The organism is Halosimplex litoreum, assembly GCF_016065055.1.
In the GTDB taxonomy this organism is placed as follows: Archaea; Halobacteriota; Halobacteria; order Halobacteriales; family Haloarculaceae; genus Halosimplex; species Halosimplex litoreum.
This window is the reverse complement of record NZ_CP065856.1, coordinates 3,435,329-3,453,131: the sequence shown is the minus strand read 5'-3', so window position 1 is coordinate 3,453,131 and position 17,803 is coordinate 3,435,329. Positions and strand designations below refer to the sequence as shown.

19 protein-coding genes are annotated in these 17,803 nt (G+C 70.0%); 10 read left to right on the top strand and 9 right to left on the bottom strand.

What is annotated here, in order from left to right:
- Positions 1-23: 23 nt before the first annotated feature.
- Positions 24-503 (bottom strand): Hsp20/alpha crystallin family protein, encoded by a 480-nt coding sequence (locus I7X12_RS17210; protein ID WP_232342894.1) that lies wholly within the window; start codon positions 501-503, stop codon positions 24-26.
- Positions 504-814: 311 nt separating this feature from the next.
- On the opposite strand from I7X12_RS17210, the gene I7X12_RS17205 reads away from it, so the two are divergent.
- The 5 genes from I7X12_RS17205 to I7X12_RS17185 all read left to right on the top strand — a co-directional run bounded on the left by I7X12_RS17205 (position 815) and on the right by I7X12_RS17185 (position 5,124).
- The gene (locus I7X12_RS17205; protein WP_198061258.1) at positions 815-1,717 is read left to right on the top strand and encodes an NOP5/NOP56 family protein; all 903 of its coding nucleotides are present in this window, start codon (positions 815-817) and stop codon (positions 1,715-1,717) included.
- On the top strand, positions 1,714-2,343 hold the full coding sequence (locus tag I7X12_RS17200) for a fibrillarin-like rRNA/tRNA 2'-O-methyltransferase (RefSeq protein WP_198061257.1): 630 nt from the start codon (positions 1,714-1,716) through the stop codon (positions 2,341-2,343). The genes I7X12_RS17205 and I7X12_RS17200 overlap by 4 nt, the downstream gene beginning before the upstream one ends.
- 255 nt (positions 2,344-2,598) lie before the next feature.
- Complete coding sequence (locus tag I7X12_RS17195; protein WP_198061256.1) at positions 2,599-3,681, top strand: glutamate--cysteine ligase; 1,083 nt, start codon at positions 2,599-2,601, stop codon at positions 3,679-3,681.
- 99 nt (positions 3,682-3,780) lie between these two features.
- Complete coding sequence (locus I7X12_RS17190; RefSeq protein WP_198061255.1) at positions 3,781-4,440, top strand: winged helix-turn-helix domain-containing protein; 660 nt, start codon at positions 3,781-3,783, stop codon at positions 4,438-4,440.
- 117 nt (positions 4,441-4,557) lie between these two features.
- On the top strand, positions 4,558-5,124 hold the full coding sequence (locus tag I7X12_RS17185; RefSeq protein WP_198061254.1) for a phosphopantetheine adenylyltransferase: 567 nt from the start codon (positions 4,558-4,560) through the stop codon (positions 5,122-5,124).
- 37 nt (positions 5,125-5,161) lie between these two features.
- Here the strand turns inward: I7X12_RS17185 and I7X12_RS17180 are convergent, their stop codons facing one another.
- The 4 genes from I7X12_RS17180 to sod form a co-directional block, all read right to left on the bottom strand.
- A complete protein-coding gene (locus I7X12_RS17180) occupies positions 5,162-5,470 on the bottom strand; it encodes a transcription initiation factor IIB family protein (RefSeq protein WP_198061253.1) in 309 nt (102 codons plus the stop codon).
- A gap of 88 nt (positions 5,471-5,558) precedes the next feature.
- Positions 5,559-6,362: an ATPase gene (locus tag I7X12_RS17175; RefSeq protein ID WP_198061252.1), complete on the bottom strand. Its 804-nt coding sequence runs from the start codon at positions 6,360-6,362 to the stop codon at positions 5,559-5,561.
- Positions 6,363-6,414: 52 nt separating this feature from the next.
- Positions 6,415-6,711, bottom strand: coding sequence for a DUF5827 family protein (locus tag I7X12_RS17170; RefSeq protein ID WP_198061251.1), 297 nt, complete (start codon positions 6,709-6,711; stop codon positions 6,415-6,417).
- Positions 6,712-6,846: 135 nt separating this feature from the next.
- A complete protein-coding gene (gene sod / locus I7X12_RS17165) occupies positions 6,847-7,458 on the bottom strand; it encodes a superoxide dismutase (protein WP_198061250.1) in 612 nt (203 codons plus the stop codon).
- 213 nt (positions 7,459-7,671) lie between these two features.
- Between sod and I7X12_RS17160 the strand changes: the two genes are divergently transcribed.
- Entirely contained in the window at positions 7,672-8,706 is a 1,035-nt protein-coding gene (locus I7X12_RS17160) for a zinc-dependent alcohol dehydrogenase (RefSeq protein ID WP_198061249.1), read from the top strand.
- 37 nt (positions 8,707-8,743) lie between these two features.
- Here the strand turns inward: I7X12_RS17160 and eno are convergent, their stop codons facing one another.
- The 3 genes from eno to I7X12_RS17145 form a co-directional block, all read right to left on the bottom strand.
- Positions 8,744-10,015, bottom strand: a complete 1,272-nt coding sequence (gene eno / locus I7X12_RS17155; RefSeq protein ID WP_198061248.1) for a phosphopyruvate hydratase — start codon at positions 10,013-10,015, stop codon at positions 8,744-8,746.
- 40 nt (positions 10,016-10,055) lie between these two features.
- Complete coding sequence (locus I7X12_RS17150; RefSeq protein WP_198061247.1) at positions 10,056-11,084, bottom strand: phosphotransferase family protein; 1,029 nt, start codon at positions 11,082-11,084, stop codon at positions 10,056-10,058.
- A 97-nt stretch (positions 11,085-11,181) separates the two neighbouring features.
- Positions 11,182-12,606: a cryptochrome/photolyase family protein gene (locus I7X12_RS17145; RefSeq protein WP_198061246.1), complete on the bottom strand. Its 1,425-nt coding sequence runs from the start codon at positions 12,604-12,606 to the stop codon at positions 11,182-11,184.
- A 158-nt stretch (positions 12,607-12,764) separates the two neighbouring features.
- Between I7X12_RS17145 and I7X12_RS17140 the strand changes: the two genes are divergently transcribed.
- Positions 12,765-13,607 carry an enoyl-CoA hydratase/isomerase family protein gene (locus I7X12_RS17140; RefSeq protein WP_198061245.1) on the top strand — a complete coding sequence of 281 codons (843 nt, stop codon included), beginning with the start codon at positions 12,765-12,767 and terminating at the stop codon, positions 13,605-13,607.
- Positions 13,608-13,648: 41 nt separating this feature from the next.
- Here I7X12_RS17140 and I7X12_RS17135 read toward each other — a convergent pair whose 3' ends face one another.
- Complete coding sequence (locus I7X12_RS17135; protein ID WP_198061244.1) at positions 13,649-14,704, bottom strand: DMT family transporter; 1,056 nt, start codon at positions 14,702-14,704, stop codon at positions 13,649-13,651.
- 295 nt (positions 14,705-14,999) lie between these two features.
- On the opposite strand from I7X12_RS17135, the gene I7X12_RS17130 reads away from it, so the two are divergent.
- From I7X12_RS17130 to I7X12_RS17120, 3 genes are all read left to right on the top strand, one after another.
- Complete coding sequence (locus tag I7X12_RS17130; RefSeq protein ID WP_198061243.1) at positions 15,000-15,800, top strand: helix-turn-helix transcriptional regulator; 801 nt, start codon at positions 15,000-15,002, stop codon at positions 15,798-15,800.
- Positions 15,801-15,969: 169 nt separating this feature from the next.
- Positions 15,970-16,749 carry a TMEM165/GDT1 family protein gene (locus tag I7X12_RS17125; protein ID WP_232342893.1) on the top strand — a complete coding sequence of 260 codons (780 nt, stop codon included), beginning with the start codon at positions 15,970-15,972 and terminating at the stop codon, positions 16,747-16,749.
- Between the two features lie 69 nt (positions 16,750-16,818).
- Complete coding sequence (locus I7X12_RS17120) at positions 16,819-17,748, top strand: A/G-specific adenine glycosylase (RefSeq protein WP_198061242.1); 930 nt, start codon at positions 16,819-16,821, stop codon at positions 17,746-17,748.
- The last annotated feature ends 55 nt before the right edge of the window (positions 17,749-17,803 follow it).

The following is a 17,803-nucleotide window of genomic DNA, read 5'->3' as shown; positions in this document are numbered from 1 at the left end:
TTGTCAGAGGTCCGCGCGGTGGCTCACTCCACGTCGATGGCGGTCGCGCCGTCGCCGGAATCGGCCAGCGGGAAGCGGAGTTCGAGGACGCCGTTGCTGTAGGTGGCGGTGGCCTCGTCGGCGACCACGTCGTCGGCGATCCGCGCCCGCTCGGAGACGTGGCGGGTCCGGTAGTGTTCGTCGTCCTCGACCTCGTGGACGGCCTCGATCGAGAGGTAGCCGTCGTCGAACTGCACGTCGATCTCCTCGCGCTCGAACCCCGGGAGGTCACCGATCACGACGAACTCGTCGTCGATCCGCTCGAACTGGAGGTTCACGTCGCCGTAGTCGCCTGTGGGACGGACCATCTCGCCGTCGTCCGCCCCCCGTCGCTCGGCCTCGAACGCCGGTCGGGGCCCCCGCTCGTCCCAGGACCCGATCGGCGCGTTCCACGCCGCGTGCATGTTCCGTCGCATCTGTTCGAAGAGTCGGTCCATCTCGCTGAACGGGTCGTTCGGTGCCATCGTAATCACCACCCAGTTGGCTCCGTGAAATCATAACTATTCCGAGAAGTGTGCTAACAGCGGTCCGCTCGGAAGAGGACGGAGTCGCCGTGTGGGGCGGGCGTGACGAATGGATATCGCGGTCGGAGGGGTACGCAGACGGAAGAGATCGACCGTCGCGGAGCCGCCGCGGACGGCGATCGCTCGGCTTATCGCTCCCTCTCGCCCGGAGAGTCGAGCGATCGCGAAACCGGCGAGCAGCGCGCGTAGACGACTCGGGCGAACCGGGCGACACCGGCGTGCTTTTTCCGACCGGCGGTGAATTCGCAGACATGACCGAACACGACGGATGGTTCGCGGGGCTCGACCCCGGGGACACCGAGGCCGCGGCCGACCGGGTCCGCGGCGGGTCGGCGGACTCTTCAGCCGACTGGCCGGCCCTGGCCGTCGACGAGGGGTTCGCCGACGACGAGTCGGAGTACTACGAGCGCCTGCACGACGCGACGATGGCCGCCGCCAGCGCCGGCGTCCACGAACGCGAGCGCGCCGACGACAAACAGCTCATCCACGCGGTCCGCGCCATGGACGACTGCGAGCGTACCGCCAACGAACTCGCCGAGCGCGTCGCCGAGTGGGCGGGCACCCGCTTCGAGGACGCTGGAACCGGCGTCGAGTACGCCCGCGACCTCGCCGAACGCACCGAGGAACCCGCGGACCCGAGCGAGGCCCGCCTGGTCGCGCTCGCCGAGCGGACGGCCGCGCTGGCCGACGAGGCCGACGAACTCCGGGCCTACGTCGAGGAGACGACCCCCTCCGTCACGCCGAACCTCGCCGCGATGGCCGGGCCGGTGCTGGCGGCGCGGCTGGTCTCCCTGTCGGGCGGGCTCGACGCGCTGGCGAAACAGCCCTCCAGTACGGTGCAGGTCCTCGGTGCGGAAGACGCGCTGTTCGCGCACCTCCGCGGGTCGGCGCCGTCGCCGAAACACGGCGTCATCTTCACCCACGAGTACGTCCGCGGGACGCGCCCGGACAAGCGCGGGTCGGCGGCGCGAGCGCTGGCGGGCAAACTCACCATCGCAGCGCGCGTCGACCACTACAGCGGCGAGCGCAAGCCCGACCTCGACGCCGAACTCGACGAGCGCATCGCGACCGTCCGCGGGGTCGACGGGGACGGCGCCGGGAGCGGCGGCGAGAGCGACGACGGCGCCGCGACCGACGGAGGTGACGGCTCGTGAGCGATCTGCCCGCGGGTGTCGAGCGCCGCGCGTTCGAGGGGCGCGAGCGGCTGGCGACCCGCGGCGAGCCCCACTACGGCGAGCCGACCGACGGCGAGTACCGGGCCTGGAACCCCGACCGCTCGAAGCTGGGCGCGATGCTCGAACTCGGGATGGACACCGGCCTGGTCGGCGGCGAGACCGTCCTCTATCTCGGCGCGGCGTCGGGGACGACCGCCAGCCACGTCGCCGACTTCGCCGGCCCGACCTACGGCGTCGAGTTCGCCGCCCGGCCGGTCCGGGACCTGCTGGACGCCGCCGAGCCCCGTGGGAACCTCTTTCCCCTGCTGAAGGACGCGCGCAAGCCGGGGACCTACGCCCACGTCGTCGAGCCGGTCGACGCCATCGTCCAGGACGTAGCGACGCGGGGGCAGGCGAAAGTGGCGACTGCCAACGCCGAGTTCCTCCGCGAGGACGGCCGACTCCTGCTGGCGATCAAGGCCCGCAGCGAGGACGTGACCCGCGACCCCGCCGACGTGTTCGACGACGCGCTCGCCGAACTCGAATCGGCCTACGAGGTGCTCGAAACCCGGCGGTTGACCCCCCACCACGACGACCACCTCGGCGTGGTCGCGACACCGCGGTGAGTGGTCGCGGCCTCGCCGGGCATTCCTCGGCGTACCGGAGGTGTTATCCGTCGGCAAGGGGTCGATCGTAACAGACGGCACGGTCAGCGACACCTTTCAGCTCGCGTGGTTTCCACGTGGGCCACCGTCGACTGACCTACCCCGTCTCTCTAACACCCCAGAGCGGTCGCGCTGGCGGTGCCAGAGAGACGGGGCACGGCAGCGGGCGTGTTGCGAAGGGAAATTTTTAGCGCCGTCGCCCCGTCGTACGGAGCGATGGACCGGGGCTCGCGCGAGGCGTTCAGTCGGATGGGGACGATCGGCATCGAAGAGGAGTACTACGTCGTCGACGAGGACGGCCGGCCCACCTCGGGCACCGACGAACTCGTCTACGAGTCCGACCCACCCGAACTCCTGGAGGGACGTCTCGACCACGAGCTGTTCAAGTGCGTCATCGAGTCCCAGACGTCGATCATCGAGGACCCCGCCGACGCTCGGGCGGAGTTGCTCGCGGTCCGCGAGGCGCTGGTCGACCACGCCACCGCTCACGGCTTCGATATCGCCGCTGCCGGGCTCCACCCGCTGGCGAAGTGGCGCGAACTCGAACACGCCGAGAAATCGCGCTATCGAGCGCAACTCGACCGCATCCAGTATCCCCAGCACCGCAACACGACCGCTGGGCTACACGTCCACGTCGGCGTCGACGACGCCGACAAGGCGGTGTGGATCGCCAACGAACTGCGCTGGCACCTGCCCGTCATGTTGGCGCTGTCGGCCAACTCGCCGTACTGGAACGGCTTCGACACCGGCCTCCAGTCGGCCCGAGCGAAGATCTTCGAGGCGCTTCCCAACACCGGGATGCCGACCCGCTTCGACGACTACGACGCCTTCGACGAGTTCGAGCGGCGGATGCTGGCCACCGACAGTATCGACGACCGCGGCGAGCTCTGGTTCGACGTGCGCCCCCACTCCGGGCACGGCACCGTCGAAGTCCGCACCCCGGACGGCCAGGCCGACCCCGACAAGGTACTCGCGTTCGTCGAGTACACCCACGCGCTCGTCTCCGACCTGGCGGCCCGCTACGAGGACGGCGAGTCGACCACCGACGCTCGCCGGGAGCTGTACGACGAGCACAAGTGGCGCGCGATGCGCCACGGCCACGACGCCGCGCTGCTGGGTCGCGAGTTCGAGTCGACCGTCGACCTGGGCGAGATCGTCGACCGCGAAGCCGAGCGCCTGGGCGTCTCGGGCATCCGCGAGGTTTACGAGGCCGAGAGCGGGGCCGAACGCCAGCGTCGGCTGCGCGGGCAAGAGGGCGCCGACGCGCTCTGTGACTCGTTGCGCTTGCAGTACGAGTGAGCGCGGCGAGAGCAGAGCGCTGTCCGGCGATTTCGCGCGAGTGAGAACGTCGGCAAGATTTTTACCCGGCTGGGGCTTTCGTCCTCGTAGAGGCGACGTATGTCTACAGACGATCCTGCCGACGACAGCGAGGGGACCGACGAGCCCGACGCGGACGCCCAGGAGGGAGGCAACGTCCGCGAACGGCTGGAAGAGGAGGCCGACAGGGCGGTGACGGGCTTCGACGAGGGGATCGTGGACATGCTCTCGTGGGTGCTCGAGACCGAGACCCGCGCCCGCATCTACGTCTATCTCCGACAGAACGCCGACAGCACGAGCGACGAGATCGCGGAGGGGACGGGACTGTATCCCAGTACGGTCCGCGAAGCGCTCGCGGAGCTCCACGACGAGGGGAAGGTGACCAGGGGGAAACGCGAGAACGACGGCGCGGGCAACAACCCCTACGAGTACGCGGCGATGGCGCCGAGCGAACTCGTCGGCAACGTCGTCGACGACGTACAGGAAGAGCTCAACACGGTGTTCAACCTCGACGAGATCCTCGGGAGCGACGACGAGCATCCGACCGTCGACTCCGAGCCCGTCACCATCACCGTCGAGGACGACCCCGAGACCGACGAGGGGAGCGACGCCGACGGTGACGGCGCAGCCGGCGACGGTGACGCAGTCGACGACGGCGCAACCGACGAGTGGGGAACCGCGGACGGTGTGGACGACGCGGACGACCCGCCACGCGACGACACTGGCCACCCGGACGAGTAGATCGGCGACACTGGCGACCCGGACGACGAACGAGACCGAGAGAACCGTTCTATCGCGCCGTGGCGGCGGGCACCGAAAGCCGAAGGCACTTTACCGGCCTGGCCCGACTGAGCCAGTATGAACGTCGCGCTGGGTGGTACCTTCGACCCGGTCCACGACGGGCACCGCGCGCTGTTCAGGCGCGCCTTCGAACTGGGCGACGCGACGGTCGGTCTGACGAGCGACGGCCTGGCCCCGAAGACCCGACGCGAGGACCGCTACGTCCGCCCGTACGACCAGCGCCACCGCGACCTCGACGCCGAGCTCGCCGCGCTCGCCGACGAATACGACCGCGACTACGAGATCCGGCGGATCGACGACCCGACCGGGTTCGCTCCCGAACCGCAGTTCGACGCCATCGTCGTCTCCCCCGAGACCGAGACCGGCGGCAAGCGCATCAACGAGATCCGCCGCGACGACGGCGTCGAGCCGCTCGACATCGAGGTCGTCGACCACGTCTACGCCGAGGACGGCGAGATCATCTCCAGCACTCGCATCGTCCGCGGCGAGATCGACGAACACGGCGCACTCACCCCCGATCGCGCCGGCCGCGGCGCCCCCGGGGAAACCGACGCCGAGACCGCCAGCGGCGCCACCGACACGTCGGCCGACGGCGGCCCCGAAGCCGGAGCCGACGACGCCTGACTCCCGTTCGGACTCCGGCTGGCCGCTCCGAGGACGACTACCAGCTCGGCGCGTCCAGTCCCTGACTCTCGAGCATCGCCTCGTAGCGCTTCGAGATCGTGAGCCGGGAGACGTCGGCGACCTCGGCGACGCGCTGCTGGCTGCGACCGTCGCCTTCGACGAGCCCGGCGACGTAGACGCTCGTCGCGAGGACCGCCCGCTTCGAGCGGTCGGTCTCGGGGACGTTCGAGAGGAACAGGTCGGCCGCCCGCGACCGAGCGGCCTCGTCCATGTCGAGGCGCTCGGCGGTCGCTTCGACCTCGTCGAGCCACTCTGAGTTCTCGACCTGATCGCGGGCGCTGTACATCACCGCTCCCTACGGATCCGAGGGACATAAATCCACGACGAACGCATGGCGGTCGATTCCCGGGTCGCGTCGAGCACGTCCGGTCGGGTCAGTCGAAGGCGGCGGCGAGAACGGCGTCGTAGGCGTGGTCGTAGGCGTCGGCGACGGCAGCGGGGTCGCCCCGCTCGGCTTTCGAGAGCGGCGGCAGCCGGGCGTCGGTCGTCGGTTCGATCAGGCCGGTCACGTCGCCGACCCGCTCTTCCAGTTGCCCGGCGTCGGGGCCGCCGCTGGCGATGGCACAGCCCTTCGCGTAGCGGTCGCCGTCGTACACGCGGACCCGACCGGGTTCGACCACGGCGACGGCGTCGGGGTCGATCTCGCGGAACGGTCGGGCCACGTCGGCGTAGGACTCGACGACCGCGCGGTCGGCCGACTCGATCTTCTCGCGCAGCGCGCGCTGCTCTGCGAGGTGCCGATCGGTCATCACCTCGTTGAACCCCGCGACGGTCGAGACCCGCGGCGCGTCGGCGAGCGCGAGCGCCTCGCGGACCGACTCGGGGAGGTCGACGGTCCCGTTGACGACGAACGACTCGCCGACGCGGTCGACGAGGAACTCCCGGTCGTCCTTGCCGAGCAGTCCGCTCCCGCCGCCCGGGCTGGGTCGCCAGAGCCGGTGGACGGCGTTGATATCCTCGGGTCGCACGTCGGCGGCGCTGGCCGCGGCGAGCGTGCGTGCGTCCTTGCCGTAGAGGCGGCCGTTAGCGGTCGCTTCCAGATAGTCGTCGTGGTCGAACCAGTAGTCGTTACCGGCGCGGGGCTTGTACCCGACCGCCCCCGTCCGCTCGACCAGCCCCGTCGAGAAGGTGGTCTTCCCGGCGTCGACCCGGGCGCCGCCGGCGACGAGCAGTCTCATCGGTCGCGCTCCCGTTCCGGTCGCTCCCCCGGTTCCCGGTCCCGTTCGCGCATCATTGCTCGGCGGTGTCCTCGGCGTCGACACCGGGCGCCAGCCCGTAGTACCCCGGCTCGTCGTCGGCCTCCGGTTCGGCGAAGACGAACTGCTCGCTGTGGCCCATCATCCATGGAATGGCCCAGTCCAGCAGGACGTTCTCCGTCTCGATGTCCAGCTCGGCCTCCGCGTCGAGCCCCTGCAGCAGGCGACCGATCTCGTAGATGGTGTACAGTTCGTCGCTGTCGAGTATTTCCGCCGGTTCGTGGAACTTTAGGGGCCGCAGGTCGTCGAAGTCGTCTTTCGGTCGTGGCATGGACTCGGGTACAGCCGGTCGACGCCTAAAGCCCTCGAAACGCGAGCGGTGGCCCCGGTAGAGTACCGACGAACTGCGGAGACCAGCGGCTGGCCGGTCGGGCACAAAAAATGACCGTGGTGAACTGACTCGTCGTTACTCGAAGTGGCCGACGGCGGTCTCGTACTGGTCGGCGACCTCGTCCCAGTCGACGACCTCGAAGAAGTTGTCGATGAAGTCGCCGCGGTCCGGACCGTAGTCGTAGTAGTACGAGTGCTCCCAGACGTCCAGGGCCAACACGGGGTGTGCGCCCCACAGAGCGCCCTGGTCGTGCTTGTCGACGGCCACGTTGCGCAGCTGCTTGGCGACCGGGTCGTACACGAGCAGCGCCCAGCCACCGGCGGCGCCGGCAGCGGCCTCGAACTCGCCCTTCCAGCCTTCGTAGGAACCGAAGTCCTCCTCGATGCGGTCGGCCAGGTCACCGTCGGGCTCGCCGCCGCCGTTCGGGTCCATGTTCTCCCAGAACAGCGTGTGCAGATAGTGGCCACAGCCGTTGTGGGTGACGTTGCCGATCGCGCCGGCCGACGAGCCGAACTCGCCCGCTTCGCGGTTCTCGGCGAGTGTCTCCTCGGCGGATTCGAGACCGTTGACGTACCCCTGATGGTGGGTGTCGTGATGCCACGTCAGCACCTGCTCGCTGATATGCGGCTCGAGCGCGTCGTAGTCGTACGGGAGCGGCGGAAGCTCGGGATCGGAATGTTCTGGCATAGAGATCTCCTCCGTTCGTATGGTCGGCTGGATTCCTGTTAAACTTTGAGGAAGGGGAGAACGGAGCAGCGCTGGAGCCGGCCGATTCGAGCGATTCGACCGCAGCGTTCGAACCGGCCGATCGTCCGTCCCGATAGGTCTGGTCGCGGTGGTGTTTTATCAGTTGGCGACGAATCGTCGACCGACGACCGGGGTGTCGGAGCCTCCTAACCCATGAGAGCCATCGTGCAAACCGGACCGGAATCAGTCGACGTATCGGAGCGCGAACCGCCCGCCATCGGTCCCGAGGAGGCCCGCGTCGCGGTCCACGCGACTGGCGTCTGCGGGAGCGACGCCCACGCCTACCGCTATCACGGCGGCTACGAGTGGGTCCAACTGCCGCGCGTGATGGGCCACGAGTACGCCGGCGTCGTCGAGTCGGTCGGCGAGTCGGTCACCGAGGTCGAACCGGGCGACCGCGTCGTCGAGGACCCGACGCGGCGCTGTGGACAGTGTTTCCAGTGTCGCAACGGCCAGGAGAACGTCTGCGCGGCCTTTTCCGTGAAAGGGATGCACCGCGACGGCTCCTACGCCGACCGCACCGTCGCGCACCCCGAAAATCTGCACGTCGTCCCCGACGGAGTCCCTCTCGAACACGCGGCGATCACCGAACCACTGAGCGTCGCCGCCCGAGCCGTCTACGAACAGTCGGTCCTGACGCCCGGCGACACCGCCCTCGTCGAGGGGCCGGGTCCCATCGGCGTGCTCGTCGCCACGGTCGCCGACGCGCTCGGGGCCGACGTGACCGTCTCGGGCCTCGGCGCCGACACGGCGTACCGGCTCCCGCTGGTCGAACGACTCGGCATCGACGCGGTGAATCTCGACGAGACGGACCTCGGCACGGTCACCGCCGAGGCGACCGACGGCGTTGGATTCGACGTCGTCTTCGACACCACCGGCCACCGGAGCGGGATCGAGACGGCCGTCGAACGGGTGCGCAAGGGCGGCCAGATCGTCGTCGTCGGACTCCCCGGCGAAGCCAGCGAGGTCGCTCTCTCGGATCTCGTCAGGAGCGAGGTGCAGGTCGAGACCTCCTACGGGTCGGTGTGGCGCGACTTCGAGCGGGCGCTCTCGCTCCTCGACGCGGGGACCGTCGCCGCCGCCGAGATCGTCGACACGTCGTTCTCGCCAGCGGACCCCGAGACAGCCTTCGAGACGTTCCTCGACTCGGAGACCTGCAAGCCGGTGTTCACCTTCGCCGCGGAGTGAGGGTCGCCGGGGCCGTCGAGCGGCGGTCGACCGGCGGTCACTCGCCGAACGGGTCGGCGAGCGGAAGCGACCGTTCCCGGTCGATCTCGAGGAGTCGGTTGTACTTCGCGAGTCGTTCGGAGCGGGCCAGCGAGCCGATCTTGATCTGGCCGGCGCCGAGACCGACGGCGAGGTCGGCGATCGTCGCGTCACAGGTCTCGCCCGACCGCGCCGAGACGACTGGAGCGAGACCCGCCCGCTCCGCCTCGCGGACCACCTCGACGGCGCGGGTCAGCGTCCCGGCCTGGTTGGGTTTTACCAGTACCGCCGAGGCCGCGCCGCGCTCGAACGCCCGGTCGAGCCGGTCCGCGTTCGTGACGAGCAGGTCGTCACCGAGCAGTTGCACGCCCGCGGGGAGCCTGTCGGCGAGCCCGACCCAGCCGTCCCAGTCGTCCTCTGCGAGCGGGTCCTCGACCGAGACGACGGGGTACGCGTCCACCCACTCGGCGACGAGGTCGGCCATCCCCGCGCGGTCGAGCGTCCGTCCCTCACTTTCGATCTCGTACGTCTCCGCGTTCGCGTCGTAGAAGTGACTCGCCGCCACGTCGACGGCGATCGCGGCGTCGCGGCCGGGTTCGTAGCCGGCGGACTCGATCCCCCTCACGAGGCGTTCGAACGCGTCTCGAACCCTCGCGAGCGGCGGGGCGAAGCCGCCCTCGTCGGCCACGAGCGGCCGGTGGCCGTCTGCGACGATCCCGTCGCGGACCGCTCGCCGGACGTCCCAGGCGGCCTCCAGCGCCTCGCCGTACGTCTCCGCGCCCGTCGGGACGACGAGGAAGTCCTGCACCTCGATACCGCCCTCGGCGTGGAGGCCGCCGCTGATCACGTTCACCATCGGGAGTGGGAGCGACTGCGCGGTGTCGTGAGTCGCGGCCAGGTGGTCGTGGAGCGGTCGATCCGTCGCCGCGCTCGCGGCGCGAGCGACCGCACCGGACACCGCGAGGACGGCGTTGGCGCCCAGTCGTTCGAGCGACGCCGTGCCGTCGTGGTCGACCATCGCCGCGTCTAGCTCGGACTGGTCGGTCGCGTCGCGACCCGTGACCAGCGGTGCGAGGTCGTCGTTCACGGCCGCGACGGCGTCACGGACGCCCAATCCGCGGTAGCGGTCGCCGCCGTCGCGGCGCTCGACCGCCTCGTGGCGTCCGGTACTCGCGCCCGCCGGGACGGTGAACCGGCCGGTCACGTCGCCCGCCTCGACCGCGGCCCGGACCGTCGGGTCGCCCCGGGAATCGAGCACCTCCCACGCCCGCACGTCGGTTATCTCCGTCATCGATGCCAGTCCCTCTCGGTCTCCGTCCGTGTTCGTTTCGTCATACTGTCTCCAGTTCCGCGCGTCGTATCGAGGCGAACTCGTCGAACGTCTCGACGTCACCGGTCAGCGACCGCCGGCCGAGCGTCCGGATCAGTTCCGCCGTCGACTCGCGCTCGACGTACTCGACGGGTGACTTCCCGTCGACCCGCGCGACGAGCAAGAGTCCGAGTTCGGTCAGGAAGTGGCGTTCGCGTTCGGCCGGGAGTCCGACGGCGTCGCGGTACGCCGCCAGCAGCGACTCGGCCGCGGCGACGTACTGCTCGCCGTGCTCGGCCCGGTACACCGACTTGATGCACAGGTGCGAGCAGACGAACGCGAGGTCGAAGATCGGGTCGCCCCAGTGGGCCACCTCGAAGTCGAGCACCCACAGCCGAGTGTCCCCGGTCGACTCGTCGACGAGGACGTTCTTCGGGCTGTAGTCGCCGTGGACGAGCGTCGAGCGCGTCGTGCGGATCCGCTCGACCTCGCGCTCGATGCGGTCGGCGAGGTCGGGGTGGCGCTCCGCGACGGTGCGGTGGTACGGGTCGAGCCTGAGCTGTTCGAAGGGCTCGTATCGGTCGAACGCGGCTTCGACCTCGGGGTCACCGCCGGCGGTCTCGTGGACGGCCGCGAGAAACGCACCGAGTCGCGTGGCGATCTCGGGGTCGACCTCGCCGGCGAGGAGGTCGGCCTTCCACGTCTCGGCCGAAGGGGGTGCGGCGTCGAGGACGATCACGTGTTCCGCGGAGTCCTCGAAACGGACGCCCGGCACGTGGATTCCGCGGTCGTCGACGGCCGTTGCGACGTCACCGTAGACGCGCGCCGCGGCCGCCTCGTTGTGGACGCGGGCCACGTCCGCAGGCCACTGCTCCGCGACGTCGAGGTCCGGGAACGGCTGTTTCGCGACGACCGCGTCGTCCGCCCACGAGACCCGGATGACGGCGTTCGAGACGCCGCCGCCGAGTGGTTCGACCGCCGCGCTCGCGTCCGCAGGGATCACGCCAGACTCCCGGAGGTACGCCACGGCGTTGTCCGCATCGAGTCGCATCGCCCCACCGTACGAGCGGCGACGTGATTACTGTCGGGGTCGGTCACCGCGCATCTCTCGCCGGACTCGTCCCGATCTTTCGTCGAGTTCGCGGGGCTCACTCCCCCCGTGCCCGCTCGAACATGTCGATGGCCTGTTCGCGGCGCTGGCTGTGGTCGACGATCGGTGCGGGGTACTCCGGCGCGAGCATCTCGCGGCGACCCTGGTCCAGTTCGTGCCACTCGTGGATCGCGTCGGCCGGCACGTCGCCCAGTTCGGGGACGTACGTGCGGATGTACTCGGCGTCGGGGTCGTAGCGTTCGCCCTGTGTCATCGGATTGAACACGCGGAAGTAGGGCTGGGCGTCCGTGCCGGTCGAGGCGGCCCACTGCCAGCCGCCGTTGTCGTTTCCGGTGTCGTGGTCGACGAGCTTCTCGCGGAACCAGTCGTAGCCCTCCCGCCAGTCGAGCAGGAGATCCTTGGTCAGAAAGGAGGCGACAATCATGCGCACGCGGTTGTGCATGTACGCCTCACGGCGCAGCTGGCGCATCCCCGCGTCGACGATCGGATAGCCCGTCTCGCCGTCTTTCCAGGCCTGTAGCGCCTCGGGGTCGTGGTTCCACTCGATGCCGTGCTCGTAGGACTTGAAGTTCTCCGTGACGACGCTCGGCTCGTTCCAGAGGACGTGGTGGTAGAACTCCCGCCAGGCGAGCTGGGACTCGAACTCCTCGGCGGAGTCGTAGTCGGCGCCCGCCGCGGCCGACTTGGCCTCGCGGACCGCCTCGTGGACCTCTCTGATGCCGATGGTACCGAACTTCAGGTGCGCCGAGAGCCGCGAGGTACACTCGTCGGCTGGGTAGTCCCGGCGGTCGTCGTAGTCGTACACGTCCCCCTCGCAGAAGGCGTCGAGGAGGTCGCGCGCCGCGTCGGTGCTCGCCGGCGGTACGTCCGCCTCCGGTTCGTCGAAGCCGAGGTCGTCGAGCGTCGGCAGGGGCGTGTCGTCGCCGTCGTCGACCTCGGCCAGATCGGAATCGTCGGGCACCGGGGCAGGCGACTCTTTCTCCCGGTCGCGCCACTTCTTCCAGAAGTAGGTGAACACGGAGTACACCTCCCCCTGGTTGGTGCGGATCGAGCCGGGCTCGTGGAGCAGCGCGTCCTCGAAAGCCCGGTGGGTCACACCGGCGTCGTCGAGGGCCGCCGCGACGGCGTCGTCGCGCTCGCGACCCAACCCGGAGACCTCGGCGCCCCAGGTGACGGCGTCGGCGTCGAACTCGTCGGCGACGGCGGGGACGACCTCACGAGGGTCGCCACGGCGAACGAGGAGGTCGCTCCCGCGGTCGCGGTACCACTCGCGTAGCGAGTCGAGCGCGTCGAGCATGAACGCGACGCGGGGCGGTCCGGCGTGGGCGAGCACGTCGCGGTCGAAGACGAACAGCGGGACGACCGGGCCGTCGGCGGGCACGTCTTCGAGCAGCCCGGCCGCGCCGGCGAGGCCGCGGTTGTCCGCCGCCCGCAGGTCGCGACGGTGCCAGTGAACTCTCATACGGTCACGACTCCGGACTCGTCCCTCAAAATACCCCCAAACGAGTGTGGGGCCGACGACCGACGGACCGACCGGCGTCGGTCGGGCGCGGTGAGCAAGCGGTCGGGCGCGCGCCATCGCCACGCACGCTTAACGGGGCGGCGGCCCACGGTGGGGCCATGGAACACGTCACGCTCGACGTTGCCGAGGGCGTCGCGACGGTCACGCTCGACCGTCCCGAGATGCGCAACGCGCTGACCAGCGGCGTCGCCACCGACCTCATCGACGCGATCGAGGCGGTCCCAGACGAGGCCCGCTGCGTCGTCCTCGCGGGCAACGGCCCTACATTCTGCGCCGGCGGCGACATCGACGCGATGGTCGAGGGGCTGGAGGGCGAGCGAAGCGAGCCCTCAGAACGGTCGAGCGGGGAGCAGCGCGACCCGCGAGACGGTGCGGTGCCGGCCCACGAGCGCGTCGAGCGCATCGTCGAGGAGACCGCCGGCGCGGTGCGGGCGGTCGCGACCTGCAACCTGCCCACCGTCGCGAAGATCCACGGCCCCGCCTACGGCGCCGGCGGCGCGCTCGCGGTCGCCTGCGACCTCCTGCTGGCCAGCGAGTCGGCGTCGATCAGCTTCGGCTTCCGCCAGGTCGGCCTCAACGTCGATTCGGGCGCCTCGCACCTGCTCCCGCGGATCGTCGGCGAGAACGTCGCGAAGGAGCTGCTGTACACCGGCGAACTCATCGACGCCGACCGCGCGGAGGAGGTGGGCCTGTTCAACCACGTCTACGCCGACGAGGCGTTCGAGGGGCGCGTCGCGGGGATGGTCGACCGGATCGCCTCGGGACCGACGGTCGCGCTGAAACAGTCGAAGCGGCTCGTCGAGCAGGGACCGACGAGTTCGTTCGACGAAGCGGTCCGGAACGAGGCCGCCGCCCAGATCGTCTCCGCGTCGACCGACGACCACGAGGAGGGCGTCCGCGCGTTCGTCGCGAGCCGCGAGCCCGAGTTCGAAGGGGAGTGACGCGAAGGCGGCTGGCGGTGGGTCGGTGCGTCGGAGGAGGGTCAGTCGTCGGCGGGACAGCCCGGCCCGCTGCCGTCGATCCGGCAGTCGCTCACAGAGTGGGGGTCGGCTGAGGCGGTCCCGCCGTCGGTCGCGTAGGCGTCGTCGAGCGAGCGCAGGCTCTCGGAGGCGAGCAGGCGCCCCGGAAGCGTCTCCCGGAGGCCGGGCTGGGCGAACGACTCGCTTCCGATGACGGCGAAGCCGGCGAAGACGACGAGGAAGCCGGCGACGGCGAGTCCCGAGATGGTCTCGCCCAGCAGCGCCCACCCGCCGAGCGTCGCGACGACCGGGACGACGTAGAACGCGAGGTTGGCCCGGATCGCCCCGACGGAGTCGATGAGTCCGAAGTACGCGATGTAGGCGAGCGCACCGGCGAACAGGGCGACGTACCCCAGCGCGAGCAGGGCCCGGGGCGTCCAGGAGACCGCGGCGACCGACTCGCCGGCGGCGACGCTCAGGGCGTGGGTGACCAGTGCGGCCAGCGGGAGGCCCCAGGCGGTCCGGACGGTGCTGTCGAGGTCGGCGTCGGCTCGCCGGATCAGCACCGAGCCGAGCGCGCCGCAGGTCGCGCTGACGAGCATGACCGCCTCGCCGAACAGACCGCCCGAGAGCAGCGTCGCGGGATCGGGGTTGGCGACGAGGCCGACGCCGAGCAGGCCCAGCGCCATGCCGACGGCCCCGCGCGCCGAGAGACGCTCGTCGGCGAGCAGGAACGCGGCGAAGACGGGCGTCAGGATGGGGTTGAGGCTGGCGATGATGGCGCCCACGCCGCTGGTGACGTACTGCTGGCCGACGAACAGCAGGGCGTTCGTCAGGCCGATAGCGAACAGCCCCGTCGCGACGATCCCGCCGAGGTCGCCCCGGGTCCGGGGGACGAGCGCTTCGCGTGAGCGGGTCAGAACGACGAAGGCCGCCAGCGCCAGGGCCGCCACGTCGAACCGGAGCGCGACGAACAGCAGCGGTGGGAAGCTGTCCAGCCCCGCCTTCGCCGCGACGAACGTCCCGCCGAACAGCACGCTGGTCGCGAGAAAGGCCACGACGGTGCGGCGGTCGATCACCACGCCACCTCCGAGGGGCCCCGACCGGTCGCACCCGAACGTGACGACCGGGTAGCACACGCCGACCGAACCGACTGTGAGTAGAGTGAGCGAGAGGACATCGTAACAAATCGTACGATAGGGGGCCTTATAGTCCCGTTTAGAAATTTTTGAGCGGCGGGGAAACGCCGCATCGATCGTCGTGCTTGCACGGGCTGAAAGCCTGTCACGCCGTGAAATCGGCCGGCGAGTCGAGCGACGAGGGGCGGCTCGGTCGGCCCGAAAACTGTTTACCCCGAGGTGTGCCACTCCCGGTATGGATGCGGCGCTCGAAGACGTGGAGTTCCTCGCGCTCTCGGCCAACCGCGTGGCGGTGTTACAGTCGCTGGCGGCCGGCTCGCGGAGCAGGTCGGACCTGGCCGAGGAGACCGGCGCCTCGCAGGCGACGCTCGGGCGGATCCTGGCCGACTTCGAGGACCGGTCGTGGGTCCAGCGGAGCGAGGGCGGCTACGAATCGACGGCGACGGGGCGACTCGTGGCCGACGCGTTCTCGGACCTGCTGGAAGCGCTCGATCTCGAACGCGATCTGCGCGACATCGTCGCGTACCTCCCCACCGACGAGCTGGAGTTCGACCTCGCCCGCCTGACCGACGCGACGATCACCGTCCCGACGGGGACTCGCCCGAACGCGCCGGTCCAGCGACTGCTCGACCTGGAGCGCGACGCCGCGGAGGTCCGGGCCTTCTCCCACGCGTTCAACGAACAGACGCTCTCGCTGATGGCCGACCGGGCGACCGACGAGACGGTTCGATTCCGCGGCGTCTTCTCGCCCGGTGCGGTCGAGGCGCTCGCGAGCGACGCGACGCTTCGAGAGCATCTGCTCGCGCTCGTCGACGCGGAAGCCGCGACCGTCAGCGTCCGCTCGGCGGGCGTCCCGGTCGCCGGGACCGTCGCGGACGACCGCGTCCACCTGCTGGTCCGCGACGACAGCGGCGTCCTCCGCGCGTCCATCGACACCGACGACCCCGTCGTCCGCGAGTGGGCCGACAGCGCCTTCGAGCGCTACTGGACGGAGGCGTCCCCGCTCGACCGCGCCGACGTGGTCGCACCGGACTGACGCCGTCGGACGGTGGCCACCCCGATCGGTTCGCTCACAGTCGCCCGGTACCGCGTTCGCCAGGCTTTTGATTTAGACGGGTCTAATTTGGGGATATGATGCGTCACGTGCAGCCCGTCCGGCGGATCACCGCCGTGTGGTCACCCGGTCGGAAGGGGGTGAGTCAGTCGTGGACGGGTTTCTGACGGTGATGTTCGCGGCGATGGTGGCGCAGCTGATCGTCCTGCCAGGGGAGAAGGTCCAGTTCATCATCGCGGGGTTGTCGACGCGGTTCCGGCCGCTGACGGTCGTCGGCGCGGCTGGGCTGGCGTTCGCCGGGTGGACGGCGCTGGAGATCTGGTTCGGCCAGGCGCTGAAGGGCGCGCTCCCGCCGGTGTACCTCGACGCTATCTCCGGGGGACTGTTCCTGCTGTTCGGGGTCCTGCTGGTCCGGTCGATCCCCGAGGGAGGTCGCGCCCGCCCCGACGCCGAGCCGTCCGCCGAGGCCGTCGCGGCAGAGACCGACGGCGGGTACGCGGGCGTCGGGGGGAGCGGGGACCTCGACGTGTCGGTGCTGGGCCGGGACGTGCCCGACCGCTTCGGGAGCTTCCTGCCGATATTCGTGCTGATGGCGGTCGGCGAGTTCGGCGACAAGACCCAGATCGTCACGATCAGCCTCGCCGTCCAGTACGGTGCCCACCCCGGCATCTGGGTGGGGGAGATGCTCGTCATCGTCCCGATCAGCCTCGCCAACGCGTACTTCTTCAGCACGTTCGCCCATCGGTTCGACGCGGCGAAGGCCCACCTGTTCGGCGCGAGCGTGTTCTTCTTCTTCGGTCTCGACACGTTCCTCGCCATCGTCACGGACGTTTCTATCTGGGAGACGGTCGTCGCCGCCGTCTCGAACGCGCTCCAGTCGGTCGTCGGCGCCTTCGTGGCTGCCGCGCCCGCGTTCACAGCGACGGTCTGACGCCGTTTTCGCGGTCTGGCCCGTCAGCGATCGCCACCCACAAGCGGGTCCGACCGATACCGACTGTCGATGAGTGACGCCGACGCCGGTCCAGACGCGGACGCGTTCCTGCCCGACGACGCCGACGCCGTCCGCGACGCGCTGGTGACGTGGTACGAGGCCGACCACCGCGACTTCCCCTGGCGGCGCACCGACGACCCCTACGAGATCCTCGTCTCCGAGGTGATGAGCCAGCAGACCCAGCTCTCGCGGGTGGTCGCCGCTTGGGAGGCCTTCCTGGATCGGTGGCCGACGACCGCGGATCTCGCGGCCGCCGACCGCGCCGACGTGGTGGGGTTTTGGAGCGACCACAGCCTCGGCTACAACAACCGCGCGAAGTACCTCCACGAGGCCGCGGGCCAGGTCGAGGGTAACTACGGCGGCGAGTTCCCCGAGGAACCGGACGAACTCTCCGATCTGATGGGCGTCGGGCCCTATACCGCCAACGCCGTCGCGAGCTTCGCCTTTAATAACGGGAACGCCGTGGTCGACACGAACGTCAAACGGGTGCTCTACCGCGCGTTCGACGTGCCGGACGACGACGACACCTTCGAGCGAGTCGCTTCGGAACTGATGCCAGAGGGCGAATCACGGGTGTGGAACAACGCGATCATGGAACTGGGCGGGGTAGCCTGCGAGAAGACGCCCACCTGCGACGAGGCGAGTTGCCCGTGGCGCGAGTGGTGTCACGCCTACGCGACGGGTGATTTCACGGCGCCGGACGTGCCGACCCAACCCGACTTCGAGGGGAGTCGCCGGCAGATGCGCGGGCGAGTCGTGAACGTCCTCGGCCGGTCAGACGAGCTCGCGCTGGACGAACTCGGCCCGAAGATCCGTGTCGACTACGCGCCCGACGGCGAGTACGGCCGCGAGTGGCTCGCCGGCCTCCTCTCGGATCTCGACGACGACGGTCTGGTCGCGTTCGACCACGAGGCCGGCGTCGCCAGCCTGGCACGGTGAGCGGCGCGCGGCGAGCCGAACTGGCGAGACTTTTTTTCCGGTCCCGTCGGAGTAC